This window comes from Huintestinicola sp. (assembly GCF_051882455.1).
GTDB lineage: Bacteria > Bacillota > Clostridia > Oscillospirales > Ruminococcaceae > Huintestinicola.
On record NZ_JBJERV010000084.1, the window covers coordinates 1 to 26,850 of the forward strand.

Annotated in this window: 17 protein-coding genes; 14 read left to right on the forward strand and 3 right to left on the reverse strand. The window is 46.8% G+C overall.

Annotated features, from left to right (window positions below):
* Positions 1-77 precede the first annotated feature (77 nt).
* The 8 genes from ACI4J0_RS10395 (at position 78) to ACI4J0_RS10430 (ending at position 16,943) form a co-directional block, all read left to right on the forward strand.
* Complete coding sequence (locus tag ACI4J0_RS10395; RefSeq protein WP_439765742.1) at positions 78-2,144, forward strand: class I SAM-dependent methyltransferase; 2,067 nt, start codon at positions 78-80, stop codon at positions 2,142-2,144.
* A 27-nt stretch (positions 2,145-2,171) separates the two neighbouring features.
* Positions 2,172-2,825 (forward strand): hypothetical protein, encoded by a 654-nt coding sequence (locus ACI4J0_RS10400; RefSeq protein ID WP_439765743.1) that lies wholly within the window; start codon positions 2,172-2,174, stop codon positions 2,823-2,825.
* A gap of 28 nt (positions 2,826-2,853) precedes the next feature.
* The gene (locus ACI4J0_RS10405) at positions 2,854-4,260 is read left to right on the forward strand and encodes an SLC13 family permease (RefSeq protein WP_439765744.1); all 1,407 of its coding nucleotides are present in this window, start codon (positions 2,854-2,856) and stop codon (positions 4,258-4,260) included.
* A gap of 44 nt (positions 4,261-4,304) precedes the next feature.
* A complete protein-coding gene (locus ACI4J0_RS10410) occupies positions 4,305-5,747 on the forward strand; it encodes a coproporphyrinogen-III oxidase family protein (protein ID WP_439765745.1) in 1,443 nt (480 codons plus the stop codon).
* An 18-nt stretch (positions 5,748-5,765) separates the two neighbouring features.
* The gene (locus tag ACI4J0_RS10415; RefSeq protein WP_439765746.1) at positions 5,766-10,244 is read left to right on the forward strand and encodes a leucine-rich repeat protein; all 4,479 of its coding nucleotides are present in this window, start codon (positions 5,766-5,768) and stop codon (positions 10,242-10,244) included.
* 55 nt (positions 10,245-10,299) lie between these two features.
* On the forward strand, positions 10,300-13,467 hold the full coding sequence (locus tag ACI4J0_RS10420; protein ID WP_439765747.1) for a leucine-rich repeat protein: 3,168 nt from the start codon (positions 10,300-10,302) through the stop codon (positions 13,465-13,467).
* Between the two features lie 176 nt (positions 13,468-13,643).
* Complete coding sequence (locus tag ACI4J0_RS10425) at positions 13,644-14,003, forward strand: BlaI/MecI/CopY family transcriptional regulator (protein WP_439765748.1); 360 nt, start codon at positions 13,644-13,646, stop codon at positions 14,001-14,003.
* Positions 14,004-14,006: 3 nt separating this feature from the next.
* Entirely contained in the window at positions 14,007-16,943 is a 2,937-nt protein-coding gene (locus tag ACI4J0_RS10430) for a M56 family metallopeptidase (RefSeq protein WP_439765749.1), read from the forward strand.
* Between the two features lie 42 nt (positions 16,944-16,985).
* Here ACI4J0_RS10430 and ACI4J0_RS10435 read toward each other — a convergent pair whose 3' ends face one another.
* Positions 16,986-17,576, reverse strand: a complete 591-nt coding sequence (locus ACI4J0_RS10435; protein ID WP_439765750.1) for a metalloprotease — start codon at positions 17,574-17,576, stop codon at positions 16,986-16,988.
* Positions 17,577-17,919: 343 nt separating this feature from the next.
* Between ACI4J0_RS10435 and ACI4J0_RS10440 the strand changes: the two genes are divergently transcribed.
* The 4 genes from ACI4J0_RS10440 to ACI4J0_RS10455 all read left to right on the forward strand — a co-directional run bounded on the left by ACI4J0_RS10440 (position 17,920) and on the right by ACI4J0_RS10455 (position 22,596).
* Positions 17,920-19,206 carry a UDP-N-acetylglucosamine 1-carboxyvinyltransferase gene (locus ACI4J0_RS10440; protein ID WP_439765751.1) on the forward strand — a complete coding sequence of 429 codons (1,287 nt, stop codon included), beginning with the start codon at positions 17,920-17,922 and terminating at the stop codon, positions 19,204-19,206.
* A gap of 147 nt (positions 19,207-19,353) precedes the next feature.
* Positions 19,354-19,539 carry a type II toxin-antitoxin system HicA family toxin gene (locus ACI4J0_RS10445; protein ID WP_439765752.1) on the forward strand — a complete coding sequence of 62 codons (186 nt, stop codon included), beginning with the start codon at positions 19,354-19,356 and terminating at the stop codon, positions 19,537-19,539.
* Between the two features lie 41 nt (positions 19,540-19,580).
* Positions 19,581-19,979: a type II toxin-antitoxin system HicB family antitoxin gene (locus tag ACI4J0_RS10450; protein WP_439765753.1), complete on the forward strand. Its 399-nt coding sequence runs from the start codon at positions 19,581-19,583 to the stop codon at positions 19,977-19,979.
* A gap of 313 nt (positions 19,980-20,292) precedes the next feature.
* Complete coding sequence (locus ACI4J0_RS10455; RefSeq protein WP_439765754.1) at positions 20,293-22,596, forward strand: YcdB/YcdC domain-containing protein; 2,304 nt, start codon at positions 20,293-20,295, stop codon at positions 22,594-22,596.
* A gap of 225 nt (positions 22,597-22,821) precedes the next feature.
* Here the strand turns inward: ACI4J0_RS10455 and pgsA are convergent, their stop codons facing one another.
* Both pgsA and rimO read right to left on the reverse strand, forming a co-directional pair.
* On the reverse strand, positions 22,822-23,388 hold the full coding sequence (gene pgsA, locus ACI4J0_RS10460; RefSeq protein ID WP_439765755.1) for a CDP-diacylglycerol--glycerol-3-phosphate 3-phosphatidyltransferase: 567 nt from the start codon (positions 23,386-23,388) through the stop codon (positions 22,822-22,824).
* Complete coding sequence (gene rimO, locus ACI4J0_RS10465) at positions 23,372-24,715, reverse strand: 30S ribosomal protein S12 methylthiotransferase RimO (RefSeq protein ID WP_439765756.1); 1,344 nt, start codon at positions 24,713-24,715, stop codon at positions 23,372-23,374. Before rimO ends, pgsA begins: the two co-directional genes overlap by 17 nt.
* Positions 24,716-24,929: 214 nt before the next feature.
* Here rimO and ACI4J0_RS10470 point away from each other — a divergent pair, with 214 nt between their 5' ends.
* The gene (locus tag ACI4J0_RS10470; RefSeq protein ID WP_439765757.1) at positions 24,930-26,198 is read left to right on the forward strand and encodes an amidohydrolase; all 1,269 of its coding nucleotides are present in this window, start codon (positions 24,930-24,932) and stop codon (positions 26,196-26,198) included.
* 167 nt (positions 26,199-26,365) lie between these two features.
* A complete protein-coding gene (locus tag ACI4J0_RS10475; RefSeq protein ID WP_439765758.1) occupies positions 26,366-26,680 on the forward strand; it encodes a hypothetical protein in 315 nt (104 codons plus the stop codon).
* Positions 26,681-26,850 lie beyond the last annotated feature (170 nt).

Sequence of the window (26,850 nt, forward strand, 5' to 3'; positions counted from 1 at the left end):
TATTCAAGCTTTGAACCGCCGAACTTGGCAGGATATTTTTGTGGATCGCTATAAGTAAACACGAAAGGACGATACTTATGAACTGCGATAACCCCGCTGAGATAAAGATAACCGATAAGCAGTCCCTCATCCATCTGGGAAGCCTTGATTCCTTCGACATAACCGAGGGCGGAAAAAAGGCTGCAAGGCTTATCCTGGACTATCTTGACAGCAAAAACACCAACAAGCTGCAAAAGGCGATAAGGATATATGACGAGATAATCCCCAATGAAAATTTCGGCGGCGAATACACAGCCCTTGAATGGCTCTGCAAGTATTTTCTGGCAGACGACAGCGTGAAGGAAGAGCTTACCCGGAAGCCTATGGTAAACAGCTTCATGCATATGATGACAGACAACGAGCACGATAATCTCAGAACATATCTGAAATACAAATACCACATCGTTGAATACGGCCCCGGGGATAATACCGAAATGAAAGCCCGTATGAGATTTCTGGAGGATTACATACTTTTCAGCAATCCCGACAGAGAGCGCTGGGAGACCACCAGAGAAAATATGGAGCGGTTTGACCTTAAAGAGGGTATGCACATTGCCGATGTGGGCAGCGGCCCGGGCTACTATTCCTTCCGTTTTGCCGATGTTGTGGGAGACAGCGGCAAGGTCTACGCCATCGAAACAAATCCCAGACACCTGGAATACCTGCGCAAATATGTCAGCGATTATGATATCAGAAATGTGGAGGTAGTGGAGAGCAGCTTTGACGGGATCGGTCTTTCAAAGGATATAAAGGTGGACGTTGTGTATATGTGCTCCCTCTACCACAATGTTTACGCCGCATTTACCGATGCAGAGCGCGACAGCTTTGCTGCAAGCATACGCCATGCGCTGAAGGACGGCGGACGGCTCATTATCGTGGACAACGACCTTGTTACGGGCGAAAACCTCCCCTATCACGGTCCCTATGTCAACAAGCAGATGCTCATAAGCCAGCTGTGGTATTACGGTTTTAAGCTTACCGATACCTTTCAGTTTACACCTCAGAGATATGTGCTGCTTTTCGATAAGGTGGATATCCCCGAAAAGACAAGCCGCAGCAGTATGTCGGACGAAAAGACCATACACGTAAACTCCTCCGCTTCCCTTGTAAGATACAGGATAATCGGCACCTCCACCTCGGGATATACAAAGCGGGGCAAAAAAGTGGGACGGATAATGTACGAGGGCTTTGCGGAAAACAATGAAACCAAGCTCAGGCAGGCGTACAAGGGCTTTGAGGAGCTTTATCCCCTTGAAAGAGTGGGCGATGATTATACGGCTCTGATGTGGTTTATCGAATACCGCCTTGCGTCCCGGGAGCGGCGTGAGGAAATGACCTCGGACGAGCTTACCGCATATTATTGCAGCCATTTTGCAGACAATGATTTCGAGCGGCTCAAGCAGTATCTTTTCTATAAATTCCACCTTGAGCTCCCCGACCCCGACGACGCCTCAGACGATACAAATTTCGAATACAGCGGCAAGGGATTTTCCGTGCAGACCTTAAACGAATGGAATGAATTTCTGGTATTCAACAACCCCAACCGCTATATGTGGGAAAAAACAGGGGAAATGCTTGATTTCATAAACATCCGTGAGGGCGAGACCGTTGCGGATATAGGCTGCGGAGGCGGATATTTTACCCGTCAGTTCTCCAAGGCTGTAGGCAAAAACGGCAGAGTCTATGCCACAGAGATCAACAAGGAAGCCCTCAAATATGTAGAAGGCTTCAAAAAGCAGTACAAGGTGAAAAACATCTTCCCCCTCACCGCAAAGATGAATGACGCCTGCCTTCCCGAAAACAGCATAGATACCGTATTTATGTGCTCCATGTATCACGCTGTTTATATCACGGATATTGAATTTGTAAAGGACGAGTTTATCGAAAGTCTCCGCAAGGCTCTGAAAAAGGACGGCAGACTTATCATAGTTGACAATAACATAACCGAGAAGGGCGTTCCGTCCTATTACGGCCCCGGAATAATGCCCGAGCTTATCATTGCACAGCTGAGCTATTACGGCTTTAAGCTTGAAGACTCCCTTTCGCTCATTCCCCAGAGATTTGTGCTGATTTTCAAACAGGACGAGAATTATGACGCGAAATAAAAATGTTCCCCGAAAGGAATGATAAAAATGGCAGACATCAGCATTATGCACTATTCCTCATATGACTGCAAAAGCCCCGAAAACAAGCTGTTCGGGGTCCGCAGACGGGGTGCCGCATCTGCATTTTCTGCGGCATACCCTGCCGATAACAGCATAGGGATATCTGCCTGCGAGAGAGCAGTCACCGTGAGCACGAACAGCTTTGTGCAGCGTCCCTCCATGCGTGACGAGGCGGCAGAAGCCATCACAGGCTTTGTGAACGAGGGAATTTACGGTATGCAGGAGCCCGGGAAAAATGTTTTCTGCAGCACCGCCGCCTTGTATATTTTCCGAAACAAGGCAAGGTGGACGGTCTCGGGAAATGCTAAGATATACTACTTTGCAGACGGGAAGCTGCAGTCCGTATCCGAGGGAAACGAGGACGTTATCCTGGGAAAAAGGCTTAATCTGCACTGTAAATTTGAGCCTCCCTTCGAGCTGCAGAAGGGTGTGAATTCCTTTCTTATCATAAGCGGAGCTGATAATATCGCCATTGATGCAGCTGTGCTTGAAAAGGAACTTGCGGCTTCTTCGGACGCAGCAGAATGGACAGAAAGGATATCACCCGAGCTAAAAAAGCAGCGCTGCACGGCTCTGGCGGTCATTCTGCCGAAGAAGAAATTCCGTCTTTTCGGAAAATAGATCGGGCAGCTGTGAGGAGAGATAAAAAGTGAGCCGTTCATTTAATTTAAAAGCCGCAAAGCAGCTTACAGGCGCAGTTCTTGCCGCGCTGTCACTGCTTTGCGCATATTTTATAAGCATTGACGGGCTTTCCGAGCAGGCGGTGCATACCATGGGCGTTGCGGCAGCGACCCTGTTCCTGCTGATATTCGAGCCGTTCAACATATGCGTTACCTGTATGCTTTCATCGGCTATGCTGTTTGCCTTCGGCTGCGTTGACACCGTAAGCGAAGGCTTCTGCGGCTTTTCAAACCATATCCTTTATTTCACAACAGCGTCCTTCGGGATATCCGCAGCATTTCAGAGATCGGTGCTGAGCCGCCGTCTTTTAAGTCTCGTTATCAGAGGGAAAAAGATCGGCGTAAAGAAGCTTATCTTTATTTTTATGCTGTGCTCGGCGCTGCTTTCGTCGATAATGTCGAATGTTGCCGCAGCGGTTATTTTTTTACCCTTTGCGGAAGCCTTCCTTGATTTTATGTCAGACAAGGAAAATAAAGCCCGGACAAAGCGCTGTATGATGATGTGCATCACTGTGGGCGCAATGGTAGGCGGAATGATGACCCCCGCAGGCTCAAGCATGAACCTTATCTGTCTGGATATGCTGGAAAGATATACCGGCGGGACAGTCAGGTTTATCGACTGGATAAAGATAGGACTGCCCCTTGCGGTCATAATGGTCATCATCGCATTTTTCATCATCACGGCGGTATTTCCTCCAAAAGAACCCACCGAGGACGAGATGAGCGCATATCTTAGCAATATCTCGGAGAAAGTTCCCGCTTCTTCAAAGGACATCTATGCGGCAGCGGTCATATTTGCCGTTGTAGCCGCCTGGCTCATAAGCTCCTGGGTGCCTGCCATAAACATTACGGTAACAGCTATAGCGGGACTTGCGCTGCTGTTTGTACCGAAATTCGGCGTGCTGACCTATGAGGAGTTTGCAAGATCCATAAGCTGGCCCACATTCTTTATTGCGGGAAATCTCATATCCGTTGCAAACGCCGTCATCGGCACAGGACTGTGTGATCATTTCACAAAGCTTCTGTTCCCCGAAAAAACGAGTCTGCCCTTGATAGTCATACTTATGCAGACCGCTGCCGTTACCTTTGTGTTCATGGCTCTGCTGCCGTCGGCGCCTGCGGTAACTACTATCCTGACGCCCATAATAATAAGCTTTGCCCAAAACAACGGTCTGGACCCGACAATGCTTGTCATCGCCAGCGCCCTGTGCGTATCGAACATCTATCTGTTCCCCCTGGACGCGCCTCTTGCAGCGGCTTATGACAAAAAAGCGTTCACAATGTTCGAGCTCCCCCGGGCAACGATATGGATACAGCTGAGTATGATAATTATTGTTCCCCTATGGGTGACATCGGCATTTAAATTTATACTGTGACATTCTGTTTTTCCTAAAATAATAAAGTGAAAGGAATTTTTCATATGACTTCAATTGAAAGAAAAAATCAGCTGATACAGCACGCAGAAGAGGTATTCGCAAAGGTAAAGGAGTACCAGGATATGGGACTCATTTGCAGGGACGGAGATTTCGTTCCCTCGGTGCATTATCCCCCCATCACCAGATATCCCGACAGCAATGCCGACGAATGTCTGAAGGATTTTGAGTATCCCGCTGACGGCTTTATGGACGTTTACGTTCACATACCCTTCTGTATCCGCCACTGCCTGTTCTGCCACTATCCCGGAAAAACAGGCGAGTGCAAAGAGGAAAAGGAAAAATATGTAAGCTATCTTATCAGGGAGATCGACCTTTATCTTAAAAGATTTAATATCGAAAAGCTGAAGCCCCGTTCCATACTTCTGGGCGGCGGCACACCTACATATCTTCCCCCCGAGCTTTTTGACCATCTCCTTGAGGAACTGGGAAAAAGAATGGATCTGTCCTGCTGCAAGCAGTATAACGTTGACCATGACCCCAACTCCATCATCGGCGAGGAGGGTGAGCAGCGCCTTAAAATAATGAAAAAGCACGGCATAACAAGACTTACCATCGGCATACAGTCGCTTGACGATGATGTTCTAAGGGTAATGAACCGCTCACATAATGCAGAGCAGGCGGAGGAAGCGGTGCGGAAGGCTGTTGAGTACGGCTTTGACGTAAACATCGAATTTATCTACGGTCACCCCGGCGAGACCATCGACAACTGGATTGAGGTAATGGACAGGGCGGTCCGTCTCCCTGTGGGCGAGATACAGATATACCGCCTGAAGGTACAGGCATACGGCGACAAGCAGGGCAAGATAAACACCTACGAGGGCGGCAGACGAGGAACCGCTATCCCCGATTTCAAAACAACTATGATGATGAAGCAGATAGCCATCGATATCCTGAACGAAAACGGCTATAACGAGACCCTCAGACGTGTATACGCCAAGGATAAGAGGGTATTTTCCCATTACGCATACAATCAGTGCTGCAATATGTACGACCAGGTGGGCTTCGGTCTTACGGGCTTTTCCAGCTATCACGACCGATTTGACATAAATTCCCAGTATTTTGACGAGTATTACAGCAAGATAGACAATGGCGAGCTTCCCATAACAAGAGGCTGCAGGCGTTCCCGTGAGGAGCAGATACGCCAGGCGATAATCCTTCCTCTGAAAAACCGCTCCGTTATCAAGGCGGATTTCCTCAGAAAAACAGGTGTGAACTTTGACGATGTTTTCCGGAAGAAGACAGAAACACTGAAAAAATACGGTCTTATCGAGGACAACGGCAAGGTCGTGAAGCTTACCGAGATAGGCGGATTTCTTGCCGACGAGGTATGCGAGCAGTATAACTCCAATATGTACAAGCCCTTCCCCAGAGAGAATTTTGCTGACGGTCCTTTAAACCCCTATCTTGATAATGAACTTTCCGAATGACCTTTAGGAGGTTAACAAATGATAAGAATGTCAAACAAGTCTCTTTGCGAGAACTGCTTTGCTGAGATAGGCAGCGAGCCGTGCAGCGAATGCGGTTTTGACAGGAGCAAATATACCTGCGACCCTGCGGTACTGCCTATAGGAAGCGTTCTCGAGGGCAGATACATGATAGGCAGGGTCATAGGCAAGGGCGGTTTCGGTATAACCTATCTTGCCTATGATATGAAGCTTGGCTGCAAGGTGGCTGTAAAGGAATATTACCCCTACGGCGTTGCGGTGAGAGATATCAGCAGCACTATGGTGACCACCTCTGCCGACACTCAGAAAAGCTTCAAGGACGGTGCAGACAGGTTTTACAATGAAGCCCGCCTTGTGGCAGGCTTTAACGGCAACCCCAATATCGTAAGCGTTTACGATTTCTTTTACGGAAACGATACGGTATATTTCACAATGGGCTACCTGCAGGGCATAAACCTGAAAGCCTACATAAACAAAAACGGCGCCATAACCCCGGGGCAGGCGGTGTTCCTGGCGAATGAAGTCTCAAACGCCCTTATCACCGCGCACAATGCCAACGTGCTCCACCGTGATATCTCCCCCGACAACATAATGCTCTGCAATGACGGCACATTGAAGCTGCTGGATTTCGGCGCTGCAAGGCAGGTAATTGCAGAAGGCTCCCAGAGCCTTTCGGTAATACTCAAGCAGGGCTATGCTCCTCTTGAGCAGTATCAGAAGAAGGGAAAGCAGGGTCCCTGGACGGATATATATTCTCTTGGTGCGACCCTTTACTATGCCCTTACCCTCGACCTTCTTGACGACCCTATGTCAAGGCTTGAAGATGACGAGGAATACAGCTCCAATGTTCACAATATCCCTGACGAGCTGTGGGAGATAATAAAGAAGGCTACCGAGCTGAAAATAACCGACAGATATCAGGATATCTATGAGTTCAAGGAAGCCTTTGCGGATATTTCCATAAAGCCCGAGCCTTTTATAAAGCGTGATTTCAAACAGCAGGCTGAGAATTACAGAAAAGCCGCTCACAGCAGGACCAAGGCTGTTAAAACGGAAAAGCCCGCTTCGGACGTGACCGTGCCTTTGCAGCAGAGCGGCTCTGCTATGGACGTTACAACGCCCTTAAATCAGAGCAGCTCCGCTCCCATGGACGTCACTATGCCTTTAAATCAGGGCAGCTCCGCTCCCATGGACGTCACTATGCCTTTAAATCAGAGCAGCTCCGCTCCTATGGACGTTACTATGCCCTTAAATCAGAGCAGCTCCGCTCCTATGGACGTTACTATGCCCTTGAATCAGGGCGGCTCCGCTCCTATGGACGTTACTATGCCCTTAAACCAGAGCAGTTCCGCTCCTATGGACGTGACCATGCCTTTGAAGCAGGACAGTTCCGCCCCCATGGACGTGACCATGCCTTTGAAGCAGGACAGTTCCGCTCCCATGGACGTGACCATGCCCTTGAAGCAGAACAGCTCCGATATGAACGTAACTATGCCCTTGAAGCAGAGCAGTTCAGCTGAGGAAAAGACAACGCCGCCCGAAAGAAAGCCTCGTACCGAAAGCACTTCTATCTTCTCCGACAGAAGCGACCCGGAGGCAGACGCATACTCCGAATATGAAGCAGAAGTGATCTCTGCTAAGAAAAAGAGGATAAGGCTGATATGCATTATAGCCGCTGTTGCAGTTATCGCCGTAATAATGATAGCTTTTGCGACCGCCGAGCGCAAGTACGGCGATTACATGTATTATCCGTCAAAAGGAAATATAATCATAACAGAATATATCGGCAGCGGTGAAGCTGCTGTGATACCCTCCGAGATAAAGGGAAAACCCGTTACTCTCATAGGAAAAGAGGCTTTTCGCGGCAGTGATATCACAAGCGTGACCATACCCGATAGTGTGACTGAAATTGGTGAAAGTGCTTTTCACGGCAGTGAGATCACAAGCGTAACTATACCCGACAGTGTGACAGCTATTGGCTACAAGGCTTTTGCATGGTGTGACAGTCTTACAAGCGTAAGCATATCGGACAGTGTGACATCTATAGACTACATGGCTTTTGCATGGTGCGATAATCTGAAATTTGCTTTGATACCCGAAGGCTGTGATGTGGACGAAGATGCGTTTTACGGAAGCGACAATGTAAAAATCGAAACAAGAAAAGGCTCTTCCGCATCGGGCATTTCAGATAACCTTACTTATGAAATATCCGAGGACGGTAATATCATAATTACAGGATCAACAGACAGCTCCTATACCGGCAGCATTGTGATACCCGACAAGATCGACGGAAAGCCTGTGACCTCTATAGGCGACAATGCCTTCAATAACTGCATCGGTATTACAGGCATAACCATACCCAATAGTGTGAAATATATCGGTATCGGCGCTTTCAGCGGCTGTAACGGTCTTACAAGCATCACCATACCCGACAGCGTGACAGCAATAAGCGACAAAACCTTCTACAGCTGCAAAAATCTTACAAGCATTACCATACCCGACAGCGTGACAGCTATTGGCGACAAGGCTATCCACAGCTGTATAAGCCTTAAAAGCGTGACCATACCCGACAGCGTCAAGTCTATAGGCGACAGCGCTTTCTCGGGCTGCAGCAGTCTTACAAGCATTACTATACCCGACAGCGTGACATCTATTGGCAAGAGCGCTTTCTACAGATGCGAAAAGCTCAGAAGCGTGACCATACCCGACAGCGTAAAGGCTATTGAAAGGGATACCTTCAACTCCTGCTATGCTCTTGAAAATGCGTCACTGCCGGCGGGCTGTGATGTACACGAAAAGGCATTTTCCGGATGCAGCAAGGTAAAAATTGAAACAAGAGGAAACAATTCCTCCGACGGTAAGCCCGAACAGCCTTCCCGCCCGGAACAGGAACCACTTAAAGACAGCACCGATGACCTTAAATATGAAGTTTCGGGAGACGGTACTGTGGTAATAACAGGATTAAAAGAGTACACCTTTCCCCAAGACCTTGTGATACCCCGCGAGATAGACGGAAAACGTGTTACTGCTATAGGTGAAAATGCTTTCTCACACTGCAGTTTTACAACCGTGACCATACCCGACAGCGTGACATCTATTGGTGACTACTCTTTCCAGTGGTGCACCGAGCTTACAAGCGTAACAATACCCAACAGCGTGACTTATATCGGTCACTCCGCTTTCTATTTATGCGAAAGTCTTACAAGCGTGACCATACCCGATAGTATGACTTCTATTGGCTATGGGGCTTTCAGACAATGTTATAGTCTTACAAGCGTGACCATACCCGACAGCGTGACTTATATTGACCAATATGCTTTCGACAAGTCTGATAGCCTTACAAGCATATTCATACCCGACAGCGTGACGTATATCAACGAAGCTGCTTTCTCAAGGTGTAATAAACTTGTAAATGTTTCTATACCCAAAGGCTGTCAGGTTGAAGAGAAGGCTTTCACTAACAGTCCCAATGTCAAAATTGAAATAAGAGAAAAAGGCTCCTCCGGCACAAAACCCCAACAGCCTTCCCGCCCTGCTCAGGAAACATCTTCGGACAATACAGATGACCTTAAATATGAAGTTTCGGGAGACGGTACTGTCGTAATAACAGGATTAAAAGAAACCTCCTCTGCCCAAAGCCTTGTGATACCCCGTGAGATCGACGGAAAGCCTGTGACCGCTATAGGTGAATACGCTTTCAAAGAGTGTAAAAGTCTTACAAGCGTGACCATACCTGACAGTGTAACATCTATAGGCAAGTACGCATTCTGGCGGTGTGAAAGTCTTTCAAGCATAACTATCCCCAATAACGTGAGGGTTATTGGCAGCTTCGCTTTCAGCTTTTGTTCAAGTCTTACAAGCATAACAATACCCGATAGCGTAACAGATATAGGCAAAGACGCTTTCTACTATTGTGACCATCTTACAAGTATAGCGATCCCCGACAGCGTGACGGATATTGGTGAGAGCACTTTCGCACACTGTAGGAGACTTAAAAGCATAACCATACCCAACAACGTGAAATCTATTGGATATGAAGCTTTCTACAACTGTAACAGTCTTACAAGCATAATCATACCTAACAGCGTAACATCTATTGGAGATGAAGCTTTCGCAGTCTGTGACAGCCTTACGAGCGTAACCATATCCGACAGCGTGACATCCATTGGCTATAGAGTTTTCTGGCACTGTGAGAGTCTTACAAGCGTGACCATACCTGACAGCGTAACATATATTGGCAATGCAGCTTTCGAAAATTGTTATAAACTAAAAGAATTGTCGATACCGACAGGCTGTAATGTGGACAAAAATGCTTTTGAGAAAAGCGCCAATGTCAAAATTGAAATAAGAGAAAAAGGCTCCTCCGGCACAAAACCCCAACAGTCTTCCCAGCCGAAACAGGAGGAAAGCAAGCCCGAAGCCCAGCCTGATCCGAGCCAAAGCGAACCCAGACAGCCTTCCCCGCCGCCTAAGGAATAAAAACCGCTCCGTATACGGGCAAAAACTTTCCGAATGACATTTAGGAGGTTAACAAATGATAAGAATGTCAAACAAGACCCTCTGCGAGAACTGCTTTGCCGAAATAAGCAGCGAGCCGTGCAGCGAATGCGGATTTGATAAAAGCAAACCTAACAGAGACCGTTCTGTGCTGCCTGTTGGAAGCGTTCTCGAGGGCAGATACATGATAGGCAGGGTCATAGGCAAGGGCGGCTTCGGCATAACCTATCTTGCCTATGATATGAAGCTGAGCTGCAAGGTGGCGATAAAGGAGTACTACCCCTACGGCGTTGCCGTAAGAGGTTCGGGCAGCACTATGGTCATGACCTCTGACGATAATCAGACCAGCTTCAAGGAAGGTGCAGACAGGTTTTACAACGAAGCCCGCCTGGTGGCAGGCTTTAACGGCAACCCCAACATCGTAAGCGTTTACGATTTCTTCTACGGAAACGATACGGTATATTTCACAATGGGCTACCTGCAGGGCATTAACCTGAAAGCCTACATACAAAAAAACGGCGCCATAACCCCCGGACAGGCGGTGTTCCTGGCAAATGAGATCTCCAACGCCCTTGTCACCGCTCACAATTCAAACGTGCTTCACCGCGACATCTCCCCCGACAACATAATGATATGCAATGACGGCGCATTGAAGCTGCTGGATTTCGGCGCTGCAAGGCAGGTGATCGCCGAAGGCTCCCAGAGCCTTTCGGTAATACTCAAGCAGGGCTATGCTCCTCTTGAGCAGTATCAGAAGAAGGGAAAGCAGGGTCCCTGGACGGATATATATTCTCTTGGTGCGACCCTTTACTATGCCCTTACCCTCGACCTTCTTGACGACCCTATGTCAAGGCTTGAAGATGACGAGGAATACAGCTCCAATGTTCACAATATCCCTGACGAGCTGTGGGAGATAATAAAGAAGGCTACCGAGCTGAAAATAACCGACAGATATCAGGATATCTATGAGTTCAAGGAAGCCTTTGCGGATATTTCCATAAAGCCCGAGCCTTTTATAAAGCGTGATTTCAAACAGCAGGCTGAGAATTACAGAAAAGCCGCTCACAGCAGGACAGTGTCTGTTAAATCGGAAAAGCCCGCATCGGACGTGACCGTGCCTTTGCAGCAGAGCGGCTCTGCTATGGACGTTACCACGCCCTTAAATCAGAGCAGTTCAGCCCCTATGGACGTCACTATGCCGCTCAATCAGAGCAGCTCCGCCCCCATGGACGTTACTATGCCGCTCAATCAGGGCAGTTCCGCTCCTATGGACGTTACTATGCCGCTTAATCAGGGCAGTTCCGCTCCTATGGACGTTACTATGCCGCTTAATCAGAGCAGCTCCGCTCCCATGGACGTTACCATGCCCTTGAAGCAGGACAGCTCCGCCCCCATGGACGTTACCATGCCCTTGAAGCAGGACAGCTCCGATATGAATGTTACCATGCCCTTGAAGCATAGCAGTTCAGCTGAGGAAAAGACACCATCTCCCGTCGCCGACGGTACGGCTGCAATTGCCAAAGCGTCTAAAAAGCGGATAAAGATGATCTGCGTTTTTGCCGCCATTGCCGCTGTTGCCGTTATCATCGGAATAATAGCTTCTGCGACCGGCGAGCACAAGTACGGCGACTACAAGTATTTGTCATCAGGCGGAGAGATAACCATAACAGAATATATCGGCAGCGGTAAAACTGCTGAGATACCCTCCGAGATAAAGGGAAAGCCCGTTACTCTCATAGGGGAATCAGCTTTTCTCGGCAGTGAGATCACAAGCGTTACCATACCCGACAGCGTGACAGCTATTGACCTTTATGCTTTCGGATGGTGCGATAAGCTTGTTAACGTTTCGATCCCAGACGGCTGTAATGTGAACGAAGATGCTTTTTGTGCAAGCAGCAATGTCAAAATCGAAATAAGAGGAAAAGATTCCTCTGACGCAAAGTCCGAACAGTCCTCCGAGACAAAGTCTGAGGAAAGCGAACCGGAACAGCCCTCCGAGCCAAAGCCTGAGGAAAGCAAACCGGAACAGCCCTCCGAGCCAAAACCGGAGGAAAACGGACCCGAACAGCCTTCCCGCCCGGAACAGGAACCACTTGAAGACAGTACCGATGAACTTGAATATGAAGTAATGCAGGACGGAACTGTCAGCATAACCCGTCTGAAAGGCTCCTCCACAGCCGAAAACATTGTGATACCCCGTGAGATAGACGGAAAGCCCGTGACCGTTATAGCTGATAACGCTTTCTACAACTGCCGCCAGCTCAAAAGCGTAATAATACCTGACACCGTTACATATATAGGTCTCAGTACTTTTGAATGGTGTTATAATCTTACAAGTGTGACCATACCCGACAGCGTTACTTATATTGATGAATGTGCTTTCAGCAATTGTCTCGGTCTTACAAGCGTGACCCTCCCCGACAGCATGACAGTTATCGCTGCAGGTACTTTCGCCTACTGTGAAAATCTTACAAGCATAACTATACCAAGCAGCATTACTGTAATTCAGGGCGAAGCTTTCAATGGATGTGTAGGTCTTAAAAGCATTACAATACCCGACAGCGTGACTGAAATACAATACAATGCTTTTGGCGAATGTACTGCTCTTGAAAAGGTTTCGGTATCCGAAAACTGTCAGATAAATGAATACGCTTTTAAAGAAAGCAACAAGGTAAAAATTGAAATAAGAAAGAATAATTCCTCGGGCGCAGGACCCGAGCAAGCCCCCGGCATTGACACTTCCGATGTTAAAAAGGCTTATACCGAGCGGCTTAAAAACACCGACAACTTATACGGATATTACCTTTTTGATATGGATAATGACGGCCTCAGTGAGCTGATAGTTAAACGGGGCGACAATTTTTCCGACAGTCTTTCGGGAATGTATGAATTTTACGCCTATGACGAGTACAGAAAATCAACAATACTTCTGGGCGTGTATGAATATCTCCACGAAGAGCTTTGTCTGGATAAGAATGAAAAACTTGTCGTGAGCGGTGCATGGCAGGGTATGTGGTTAAGAAAGATCATTTACGACGGCACGAAAATTTCCACCGAGGATATCTATAATTTATCCATAATGTCCACCGAGGAGGAAATGAACAAAGCGTATAAGGATTTCCCGACCCACGAGCTTGCCTTTGCCGAGGCGGAAGATATGTCGCTGCTTGACAATATTTTAAAGCAGCCTCAGGGCTCACGCTGATCATCACTTTATCATCAGTCATATTCGCAGCAGGGCTGCGGATATGACTGAATTTTTTTATACGTAATACAAATAACCGATCATTTTTTTTCAAAAAGGTATTGACAAATCAGTCTACATATGTTAGACTATATGTGTAGTCTACAAATAATAAACCAAAGAAAGGACATGATACTATGAATATAAACCTCGGTGAAATGGAAGGCAGATTTGTTGACATCATCAGAGAAAATGAGGGCATTCCCTCGGGGGAGCTGGTAAAGATATGTGCGGAAGCGTTTGACTGGAAAAAATCCACCACCTACACCATGCTCCGCCGCCTGTGCGACAAGGGTATCTGTGAGAACAAGGACGGTCACGTTTCCACTGTTATTTCTAAAGAGGAAATTGCCGCCATTAAGACAGACAAGCTGTTGGAGGAAGACTTCGGCGGCTCTCTCCCACGTTTTCTTGCCGCATTTGCAGACAGAAAAAAGCTTTCCGAAAGGGAAATTGATGAAATTCAGCAGATGATAGACCGTTTCAGAAAGGAGTAAGCTATGACAGACATTTTTATAAAGGTCATAGAAATGAGCATGACCGCCTCAATTGTCATAGGCGTGATAATTGCTCTGCGGCTTTTTCTCCGCAAGGCTCCGAAGGTGTTTTCCTATGTGCTTTGGGCGGCAGCGGTGTTCAGACTGCTTTGTCCAATAAGCTTTGAGCTGCCATCCGCACCTATCCCCAGCGTTGAGATACCGTACAGCACAAATGTCGGTGACAGAAATGCCAACAGACTTTTTATCACACATAACGATGTGGAAATTGCACCTGCTCCCGAATATTCTGTACCGCAAAATTCGGTGTCCCAACAGGTCACGGCTGTGTCTGAGCCTGTTTCGGAAATACCTGTGAAAAGGGAGATAAACTATATCGCCGCTGCTTCATACATATGGGCATTTGCTGTTATCATAATGTCATTTCGTGGAGTTGCTTCGTGGGTCAAACTTTCACGCTCTCTCAGATCTGCACAGAAAATGGGGGGAAATGTGTATGTATCCCCTGCCATATCCGACCCATTCATTATGGGAATTATCCGCCCGAGGATCTATCTTCCAACAGGGCTTAGCTGCACGGAAAGTGACCTTATTATCAGGCACGAGAAGGTTCATATGCACAGGGGAGATCATATTGCAAAGCTTGTGATGTACATTGCACTTTGCATACATTGCTTCAATCCTCTTGTGTGGCTGATGTTCAGACTTTTTGAGCGTGATATGGAGATGTCCTGCGATGAAAGGGTAACGGCAGATATGACAAAGGAGCAGAAGGCTGATTATTCTCAGACCCTTCTGAAAATATCCGCAAAGCCTACTGCGGCATTTACTGCCTGCTTCGGTGAGAACGGCACAAAGCAGAGAGTTAAAAATGTGCTTAGCTTCAGGAAGCCTGCGGTTTGGGTGATAATTGTGCTGGCTGTGGCGGCGGTGGCTGTTTCGGTGGTTTTGTGTGTAAGCAGAGGGACAAAATCTGACTTATTAACTGTTCCCGATGTCTATACGCTGAATTATTACGAAGCCGAAAGAATTCTTAGCAATGAAAGATTGAAATATTCAGCGGTATTTGAGAACAGCACAGCACCAAAGGATTCGGTAATAAAAACCGAGCCTGCCAAAAATGAAAAGATAGATGCAGATACTCCGGTTATCGTATATGTAAGCATGGGGACTGAAAATTCTTCTGAGCTTGTTCTCTCAATGGGCATAAACGGCATTGGAGGATATATGCGAGAGGAGGACAATAATGAATATGATCTTCACAGAGTAGAGATAGTGACCGAAGGGGATCATCTTGAAATGTATCGTGAGCGTTTTCGTAACGAATATGGAGAACAAATTGACGAGTATATATTTTCGGTTGAATATATACTTATTCCTCTTTATGATGAAACCGGCGAAAAAGTGGTCGATTATTTCCGTCAGGACTGCCGTGTTATGCCTATCTCGCCGTATGAAGAAATGCCAGACAGTGCCGAGGAAGCTGTAAAAAAATTCCTTGACAATAAATACGGAATAGTTATCAACAGCATAAACGAAAATGATTATGTATATGGTGATGCTGCCTGTGAATTGTTAAAGAAAAACTTTGCTTCGGATTTCTGTCTGCCTGTGGATGAAAAATATACGGAGAGTGCCCTTTATTATGGCGGTTACGAATTTAAGCCGGAGGTCAATGCGGAGATCTATTCCATGAATGAAGGAACAGTTCTTTTTGCGGGCTATAAAAACGGATTTGGAAATACTGTGCTGATAGACCACGGAGATAACAATATTTTTCTGTACGCACACATGAACAGCATTTCGGTTTCCGTTAATGACAGCGTAAGATCGGGAACTGTTATCGGCTATGCAGGCGACAGCGGATTTACGCCGCATTTCAGGCTGCTTGTATATAATATATATAATAAGACCACAGATAACCCCGAGCTTACTCCTGTTCTGTCCGAGGACGATGAATATAACGACTGGACAGATACAATAAAGCTTATCCCGCTTACAGAAGAACATCAGCGCACTGTTGAAATAAGCTCTGCATCTCCCGATGTGCTTTATTCCGACAGCAGAAATTGCCTGTTTACCGATGGTACGGGAGGACTTTATCTTTACAATTTCGAGAACAGGGAGCTTATGCTTGCGGTGGATTTCCTTGCATCTATGGAGCTTGTAAATTCGGGAATTGCCATTGAGGAAAATCGGTACGGCGGAGCTTCTATTTACAGCAGTATAACAGCAGATAATGACAGATGTATTTACTTTAGTTTTGAAACAAAGGGCAAGGAAAAGCGGGGTGGAGCATTTAACGGAAGAAGCTATTATCTTGATGTTATCAATTCCAAGCTCAGCATTTCAGGTACATCAGGCTCGCTTTATGAGGCTGCTGTAACAGAGCCTATAGACCCTGCAGAGCATCCCGATACCATATCCTCAAGCCTTGCTATGATAAACAAGCGTGATTTTGTTTACATGGTAAACAGCGGCACAGATGAAGGTCATCTGCCCATGATAAGGCTTGCACGAAATATCAACGGGAATGTGGAATACTTTGACCCGTTTGAAAAGGCACTTACCCCGCAGGAAAGAAAAGCTCCCGAGGAATGGGGACTGTCCTTCACCGCAGAAGCCGCAGGAAATGACAGCGTTAAGCTAAAGCTTTCCTGCACCTGTGAAAGAGAGCTTACCACAGGCAGCTATTCTATCATTCAAAAGAAAGGTATTTATGGCTGGTCAGAACCGACGCACTGTGCTGAGTTCTTTATGTCCGATCATACGTGGACGGCAGAGGCTATGATAATTCCCAATGACAGTGAGCGTGAGCTTAATGAAGAATGGGGCAGTATATACGGACAGCTTGCCCCCGGTTATTATCGCATTGGCAAGTATTTCCGAATAGATAATGAAGAAGAAAAGCTTTTGTATGCTTATTTCAGCATAGAATAATATATGAACGCCCCGTCTGAAAAGCTATGCAGACGAGGCGTTTTACCTTTCTATCTCCCCTAGGCTCTCGAGAACTATGACCCCCATCGTCAGGGGCAATGTAAAGCTTACGCTGCCCGACATAAAAAAGAACACCGCCGCCGATATGCCCAGCAGGATATCAGCTGTGCGGAAGGCTGATGACACATCCTTCATGGGACAGAGCCTTTCTGCGGCTGCCTGCATTATCCTGCCCCCGTCAAGCGCCGACAGGGGCAGGAGATTGAAAAGCATTAGGGAGATATTTATTCCCGTGAATATCCTGCTACCGAAAAGGCAGCCTGCCGCTCCCAGAAGGAGATTTACAAGGGGTCCCGCACCAAGCACAGCCATTTCCGACAGGGTGCTCCTGAGGGACAGAGGGTCGCTTTTCAGCTTTATCCCGCCGCTGTAGAAGGTAATGCCACGAACCTTTATCCCCAGCGCTCTCATAGCACCAATATGCCCGAGCTCGTGAAGAGCGATGCAGACTGCCGCCATTGCCGCAGTTTCGGAAAATGCGCTTTGCAGAAGCAAAAGTGCCCACACCGCAAAAAAGCCGAAGGTCATTCTGAAATGTATCCCACCTGCATAAAAGTTCAGTCCGCTGTCCATAAAAATTATCCTTTCGAAAATGATAGATATATTATGCTTTTGCGGGGTAAAATATGACTGTGCCCTTTCGGAACGCCAAAAGGTTACAAAACAGTAACACAAAACCGCGGTTATTACAAAACGGTTACAGGAATTATCCCTCGGTTTTTACCGAAAAAAAGAAGAGGGGTATTTTTTTGTACAGAATGACATTTATTTCAAATGTTCACAGAAAATTTCCGTCAGATTTATTAGAGAAAAATGCTTTTAATTTGGCTTGTAATGTGCTATAATAATTAGTGCAGTGAGTGAACCTCACAATAAACCGCCGCAGAAAAAATTTGCGGCTACGGGAGATTTTACTTTGGAAAAGTTTATTATAAAAGGCGGCAGGCGTCTTGAGGGAGAGGTCGAGATAAGCGGCGCAAAGAACGCTGTTGTGGCTATTATCCCTGCTGTTATTCTGGCGGACGGTCCCTGCGTGCTTGAAAATATTCCGAATATCAGCGACGTTTCCATTTCTCTGCGTATCCTTTACGAAATGGGTGCGGACGTTCAGAAGCTCGACAAGAATACTTATCGCATTGACGCAGGCAACATCAAGGACCCCGTTGTCCCCTACGAGCTTGCCCGTCATATGAGAGCTTCCTATTATTTCCTGGGTACCCTTTTAGGCAAATTCGGCAGAGCAAGAGTGTCTATGCCCGGCGGCTGCTACCTGGGCGACCGTCCCATCGACCAGCATCTGAAGGCTTTTTCCGCCCTCGGCGCTGCCTGCACGCTGGATAACGGTATGATAGACATCTGCGCGGATTCTCTTATCGGCGCTCAGATATACTTTGACAAGATAACCGTGGGCGCTACCATCAACGCCATGCTCGCCGCTGTGAAGGCTACGGGTCTCACCGTTATCGAGAATGCGGCTAAGGAGCCTCATATCGTTGACCTGGCGAACTTCCTCAATTCCATGGGCGCAGATATTATGGGCGCAGGCACCGATGTTATCAAGATAAGAGGCGTAAAGCAGCTTAAAGGCACTACCTACGCCATTATCCCCGATCAGATCGAGGCGGGCACTTATATGGTTGCGGCGGCTGCCACAAAGGGCAATGTGCTCATTAAAAACGTTATCCCCAAGCACCTTGAGTCTATTACTCAGAAGCTTGCCAAAATTGGTGTTAATGTGGAGGAATTTGACGACAGCGTGAGAATTTCCGTTGACGGTCCTCTCGTTAAGACCAGCATCAAGACTATGCCCCACCCCGGCTTCCCTACCGATATGCAGCCTCAGATCTCCACCCTTCTCTGTCTTGCGGAGGGCACGAGCATCGTTACCGACGAGATTTTCAACAACCGTTTCCGCTACGTGGACGAGCTCAGACGAATGGGCGCGGATATTTCTGTTGAGGGCAGAGTTGCCGTTATCGAGGGCGTTGGAAAGCTTATGGGTGCGCCGGTTACCGCTCCCGACCTGAGAGCAGGCGCTGCGCTTATCATTGCGGGACTTGCCGCAGGGGGCGTTACCGAAATAGACGATATTTACCACATTGAACGCGGCTACGAGGACATTGAGCACAAGCTCAGGGCTTTGGGTGCGGATATTGAGAAAAAGACTGTTCCCGGAAGCTCGGTGCGCAAGGTGGCTTTGTAAGAAAAATTATTTTGCTGAAATTATAACGGCTCTCTCCGATTTTGGAGGGAGCCTTTTTTGAATTATTAAATAATATTTTCATTATGCCAATCGCTCTTGACAATACGTAAAATACGTGATATAATATATAAAAGGAGGGATATATCTTTGACGTACAGTGAGCTTAAAAAAATCCTTAAAAAGAACGGATGTTATTTTCATCACGACGGCAAACGACACGAAATATGGTACAGTCCCAAAACAGGGAAACAATTCCCTATCGGGCGGCATAGATCCGAAGAAGTAAAAAACGGCACATTAAAATCTATCAAGGAAGACGCAGGAATTGAATAAACATCCGATCATCCACTAATAATTATACAGGAGGTCTTTTTATGTCGAAATATATTTACCCGGCAATATTTACAGAAGAAAGCGACGGCGGATACAGCATAGTTTTTCCCGATATACCCGGCTGCTATACTCAGGGGGAGGATATGAACGACGGAATGGAGATGGCTAACGATATCCTTTGTCTGCGCCTTTATGATATGGAAAAAAACGGAGAGGCTGTACCTGACCCTTCAGATATCAGAACGTTACAGACAGGGAAAAATCAGTTTGCCACGCTTGTAAGCTGCGACACTCTTGAATACAAAAAATTCTACGAGAAAAAAGCTGTTAAGAAGACTCTTTCCATTCCCTCATGGCTTAACGAAATGGCAGAAGCTCAGCACATTAACTTTTCGGCTGTGCTTCAAAGCGCATTAAAGGATAAGCTTAATGTTAACTGACACTCCTTTCCGAAATATATTTTCAAACAAAAAAATTACGTGCTATATAATAAAAGAAGCGTGACTGCAACAAATCGGCAGTCACGCTTTTGCGTACAGAAATCCGACTAAATGGGAAAGGGTCCCGTCGTCACACATGGTGGTCATTGCAGTTTACTTGACATTAAAATTTAATTGAGCTATAATATTATCATAAACAATCTACAGTAAATATTAACATTTTGTAAAACTAAAAATATTTTGAAAAATTTTCCTGCTAAGAATTGTTTACTATACAGATGACCCGAATTTAAGCCGAAAGGAAGTACCCGCAATGAAAAACAGACAGAGAAGAATTTTATGCACTGCCCTTTGCGCCGCTATGCTCCTTACCTCCCTGCCCTTTGCAGAGGTAAGCGCCGCCGACAGCAAGACGTCTTCTCAGGAAAGCAAGGAGACTGTCTCGCTAAAAGCTGCCATAAGCGAGGTAAAAAAGAGGATAGACATTCCCAAGGAGCTGACAAAGTTTGACTATGAGACCGAGACAAGCTATGATACCACATATTACAAGCTTGTGTGGTACAGCGAAAAAGAGAACAGCTACGGTGAGATGTACACCGACAAGTCTGTCACTGTTGAATATTTTAACGGCTTTATCAGCGCATACAGTTACGTTGATAAAAACAGACCGTCAAGCTCTTCGCTCTCCTTTGCAAAGCTTACCCCCGAGGAGCAGGACAAATACGTGAGAAAGTATCTGAAAATGCTTAATCCCGAGCTAAAGGGTAATATAGTCATTGAAAGGGACTCCGCAAAGCTGAGCCTTGACCAAAAGGAGGTAAGATATTCCTTCAGCCGTGAGGAAAGCGGCATTGAGTTTAACGGAAACAGCGGAAGTATGTGCATTGACAGGGACACAGGCGAGCTTCTGGGCTATGAGCTTACCTGGTGGAATGACGCTGAGTGCCCCGACGCTTCAAAACGGCTCTCCGAACAGAAGGTCATGGACATATATGCTTCAAGAAAGCCTCTCGGAGTTCGCTACAGCCTTTTTAACGATCCCGAGTACGACGAAGAGACAAAGAAATGGATATACAACAAATACATTCTTCCCGTATATTATCCCACGGTGGACGGCGAAAACGAGATAGATGCCATTACAGGCAAGTACACGGCTTATTATGACGACAAGAAAAAATATTCCTACACCGACGCATACAGCTGGGACAGCTATGACGAATATGACTATGAACCCGATGTCTGGGCTGGCGAAGGTGTTGACGGCGAGGGCGAAGTGCTGGAGGATTTCAGCGAAGCCGAGCTTGAAGCCCTTGAGAAGGAAAACAAGTATATCAGTGCAGAGCAGGCTTTGAAGATAATCAAGGACAACAAGTATATCAACTTCAACAAGGAGCTTATTCTCAGCACAAGCTATCTTGACAGCTACACCGATGACAAGGGGGAGCTGAAGCACACAAAGGATTTTATATATGAATACACCACCGAAGACGAGACAAAGGACAGCATTTATCTCCGGGTTACAATGGACGCTTTCAGCGGAGATATCATCAGCTTTTATAAAAGATATGATTACGGTGAGGAAAGCCCGAACAACAATATTAAGCCCGTAAGCAAAAGCGCCGCCGTTCCCCTTGCAGAGGAAGCCGCAGAGTATTTTATTGGCGACAAGGCTAAGGAGTACAGGGAGGAAAGCTTCTGGTTTGATGATCCCAAAGAGGAGGATAAACGCAAGGCTGTCAGATTTACCAGATATGTTAATGATATCCCCACCGACTTTGACAAAATAACGGTCACTGTTGACTCAAGGGGCGAGGTTTTAGGCTTTAGTCACACATATCACGATATGGAGTTCCCCGAGGCTAAGCTTGTTTCCGAGAAGCAGGCTTATGAGAAGCTTTTTCAGGATATGAAGCCCGACCTTTTTTATCGCGGATTTACCGATCTGCAGATGAAGTCCCACGTTTATCTTACGTATAAGTTTGAAAGCGACTATCTTTTAAACGCTCTGACCGGCGAGCGCATTACATATGACGGAGAGGCATATTACACGAGCAATGATGTAAAGACCGAGGTCAAGAAAGCAGCGCTTTACACCGACATCAAGGGTCACAAGTACGAAAAGGAAATTGAAACGCTGTGGAATTACGGCGTAAGGATAACCGACAATGAAAAGCTTGACCCTGACGGGGAAATTACTATAGAAGAATTTCAGGAGCTTTTAAGCAGCGGACTTTTATATTACGATTATTTACATGATATGTATCCGAAGCCGGTCAAAAAAGATCCCAAAACGGGAGACTACTATTATGAGGATAACCCGAAGCTAAAGGAAAAGCTTACCTATGGGGAGCTTGCAAGGCTGTATGTCTACATCTATACGGACGACTGCTATGGGGCAGGAGAAATCAAGGGCATTTTTGCTTCGCCTTACAAGAATATTCCCGCCTCTGACCCCTACTGCGGATATATTGCAATTGCAAAGTCAAAGGGGCTTATTTCGGACGGGGCTTCCTTCGGCAAGGACAAGACTATTTCAAGAGCAGAGGCTTTGAAGATAGTTTATGATTACATTGCTGCGGAGAAGAAGCTGAAGCTGTATGAGATATTTAAGATCTGACGGATAAATAATACTAATCTTTAACCAACCTATAGACAAATCCGACAGCTATAACGCAGCCACTCGTCGTCAAGCTCCCTTGCCGGGCGACAGCCCGCCTGCGGTCGCTTTCCTAGATTGGCAGCGTTCTATCTGCCGCCTTTGTCTACAGAACGATTAAAGATTAGTATAAAAAAGTATCGCCGGGAAAGCTTTTTTCCCGGCGATATCTGTCTGATGCCAAAATTATTTATCCGTATTGATATAGCTTTTATATCCGTTAAGATATACGGCTCCCGAAATAACGGTGAGTGCAGTCGATATCCAGATAAGGGTCTGTTCAACAGCTATGACCCACGTTTCATAGGCTGCGCTGTCCTTGCCGAAGATAACGGCGAAGAGGAGTATCACTACTATTGCAACCATTGTGAAGGCGGTCTTGAGCTTGCCCCATATGCCTGCGGCGACTACTACTCCCTCTCCTGCGGTGACGAGTCTCAGTCCCGAGACCATAAATTCTCTTGCGATGATTATTATTACGGGCACCGCTCCCGCAAGTCCCATATCCACAAAGCAGACAAGGGCGGAGATAACAAGCACCTTATCCGCAAGGGGGTCTAAAAATTTACCGAAGTTCGTCACAAGATTTCTGCTTCTTGCGATGTGTCCGTCAAGGGCGTCGGTTATTGAGGCAAGGGCAAAGACAACAAGCGCCCACAGCCCGCTCATGGGCACTATATCCGTCAGCAGGAAGAATATGAAAAAGGGCACCAGCACCACTCTTGCTACGGTAAGCTTATTCGGCAGGTTCATCTTCAACATCTCCTATCAGGTCATAGTCCATTATATCGTTTATATGCACGTTTACGAAAATGCCCGGTACAAGGCGGCGCTTTTTGGAGTTGAAGAATATCTTGCCGTCAATGTCGGGAGCGTCTGCCGCACTTCTTCCGAAGTAACATTCGCCGTAGCGGTCATAGCCCTCCACTACTACCTCGATGGTCTTGTCTCTGAGCTGCTGGTTTTTCTCGGTCATTATCACCATCTGCTGCTCCATAATGATATCCGCACGGCGCTCCTTTGTCTCCTCGTCAAGCTGTCCGTCCATAAGGGCTGCCTTTGTGCCTTCCTCGGCGGAATAGGGGAAGCAGCCTAAGCGGTCAAATTCCATATCCTTTACAAAGTGGGCAAGGCGGTCAAATTGCTCCTCGGTCTCCCCGGGGAAGCCTGTTATGAGGGTGGTCCTGAGAATTATGCCGGGAATACGCTCTCTGAGCTTTGCGATAAGGCTTCTCAGGGTCTCCTCGTTTCCGGGACGGTTCATTTTTGAGAGGATCTCCCCGTCGCAGTGCTGAATTGGCATATCTATGTACTTGACTATCTTGTCCTCTTTTGCCATTACGTCGATAAGCTCGTCGGTTATTCTCTCGGGATAGCAGTAGAGGACGCGTATCCATTTGAGCTGGGGTATTTTGCAGAGCCTTGTGAGCAGCTCGGGAAGCATGGGCTTGCCGTAGATATCCTCGCCGTAGCGTGTGCTGTCCTGGGCAATGACGATAAGCTCTCTTACGCCGTTTACCGCAAGCTCGGAGGCTTCGGCGCAGAGGGCTTCCATGGGCACGCTGCGCATTTTTCCTCTGATGGAAGGGATAGCGCAGTAGGAGCAGCAGTTTGAGCAGCCGTCCGCAATTTTCAGATATGAATAGAATGACAGGGTGGTCTGAACTCTGCCGCCTGTAAGTCCTAAATTAAGCTTATCGTCAAAGCTGACAAGCTGATTGCCGCCCATCACCTTCTCCACAATATCGCAAATGTGGTCGTTGGAGCCTATTCCCACAACGGCGTCTGCCTCGGGTATCTCCGAAAGCACCTCGTCCTTGTATCGCTCGGCAAGGCAGCCTGTGATGATTATCTTCTTTATCCTGCCCTCTTTTTTGAGAGCTGCAAACTCAAGGATAGTTTCGATAGCCTCCTGCTTTGCGGACTCGATAAAGCCGCAGGTGTTTATGATGGCAACGTCCGCAAGGGCGGCATCTCCTACCAGCTGGTAGCCCTTTTCACTGAGTTTATATAACATTCTCTCTGCATCTACCTGGTTTTTTGAGCAGCCCAGAGAGACCATTCCTACTCTTATTGACATTTATATCATTCCTTTTTCTGTGATATGGTCGCATACATTTTTATTATACTACAAGCCTCATTTATTTGCAAGGGCTATGAAAAAATTTTCAGCAAATTTTCACTCTCGGCTGTGCTCTTTTTCCGAAAAACCTGTTTTTCAATTCCTGCTTGCGTTAATCGCAATAATGTGATATAATAAATACATCTATACCACACCGAAAGGAATGGTCCAAATGAATATCCTTGTCAAAAACATAAAAATGCTTATGGGCGGTGAGATCGCAGAGGGAGATATCTGCATTTCGGGCGATACCATTGCCGCCGCAGGCACTCCCCCAAAGGAATTTACTGCCGAGAAAATCATCGACGGCTCGGGAAAGCTTGCCATTCCGGGACTTATCAACTGCCACGCCCATTCATATATGTCCCTTTTCAGAAATTTAGCGGACGATCTTACCTTTGAGGACTGGCTTTTCGGCAGCATTATGCCAAGGGAGGACGCTCTCAGCTCCGAGGACGCATACTGGGGGGCAATGCTTTCCTGCGCCGAGATGATAAAGAGCGGAACTGTCTGCTTTATGGATATGCATATGTTTCCGAACAAGTGCGCCGAGGCGGCAAGCACACTTGGTATGAAAGCGGTCATGACAAGAGGGCTTACAGGTCCCGACAGGACGGAAAAGGACGCTATACGCCGATTTAATGAGCATATGCAGGAGAGAGAGCAGTGGGCAGATGACCCTCTCATAAGCTTTAAGCTGGGTCCCCATGCCATTTACACCTGCGGACGGGATTATCTTGAATTTCTCATTGAAAAGGCTCGGGAGACGGAGCAGGAATTTCATATCCACCTTTCCGAAACGGTCAACGAGGTGAATAACTGCTACAAGGAGCAGGGCAGATCCCCTGTGGAATATCTTGACAGTCTGGGCTTTTTCGATGTAAAGACCGCCGCCGCCCACTGCGTTCATCTGTCCGAACATGATATGGACATACTTGCGGAGAAAAACGTCAGCGTTATCCACAATCCAAAGAGCAATCTAAAGCTTGCAAACGGCATTGCTCCCATTCCGCGGCTGCTTGAAAAGGGCGTTAACGTATGTATGGGAACGGACAGTCAGGCTTCAAACAACACTCTGAATATGTTCTCAGAAATGAATTTCGCCGCACTTCTCCACAAGGGCACTACGGGCATACCCACCGTTTGCGCCGCTCGTCAGGTCCTTGACTTTGCAACGGTAAATGCGGCAAAGGCTCTGGGCTTTGAGAAAACCGGTGCCATTGCAGCGGGAAACAAGGCGGACATATGCATACTCGACCTTGACAGACCCCAGTTTTACCCCCGCAATGACCTTGCCGCCGCTCTCGTTTATTCCGCTAACGGCAGCGAGGTGGATACGGTCATTATCAACGGCGAGATAGTTCTTGAAAAGGGTAAGCTCACTAAATTTGACGAGGAGGAAATTTACGCAAAGGCACGGCAGGTGGCGGAGAAATTTTAATATAATAGGTCGATAAATCGGAATTTGGCGGGTGACGACCCGCGGCGGCGGGGGTCGCCCCGCGGCGAGGTCGCGCTGTCGGTTTGTGCGGGGCGGTTGCTTTGTTTCCGCGCCGATAGATACAATATTAGCCAGATAAATCGGAATTTAAACTATTAGGTGATATTATGAAAATTACAAAAATATGGTTTGAATTTGATGAATGGGAAAATGGGTTTAATGAGGATGATGATAATTCAGATGTTTATTTTGAATTAGACGATGGTTCAAAATGGTGTGCTGAATTTTTTACCTACAAAAATCTGATTACAATATCCCAAAAAAATCAACATACAGGTGAATGCCTTGCAGGACAGTATTTTCAATCCAACAAAGCTATCTTTATATCAAAAATGAACAAAGATTTGATTGTTTCTGTTCTGAATGAAATGATTCAAAATGAACGTGATTTAACTTCTGTCTTTACAGCGATAAATAACTGATAAATTTCCATTTGGTCAGATTATTTGTATCGTTCCCGAGCCGACAGTCTGATGCCCGAATAAATTACAGAACGTCTCGCCGCGGGTCGTCACCCGCAAATTCCGATTTATCGAGCAGATTACTTATCGCAGCACTCATAACGGGTGCTGTGATTTTTTCTGCCGTTAAG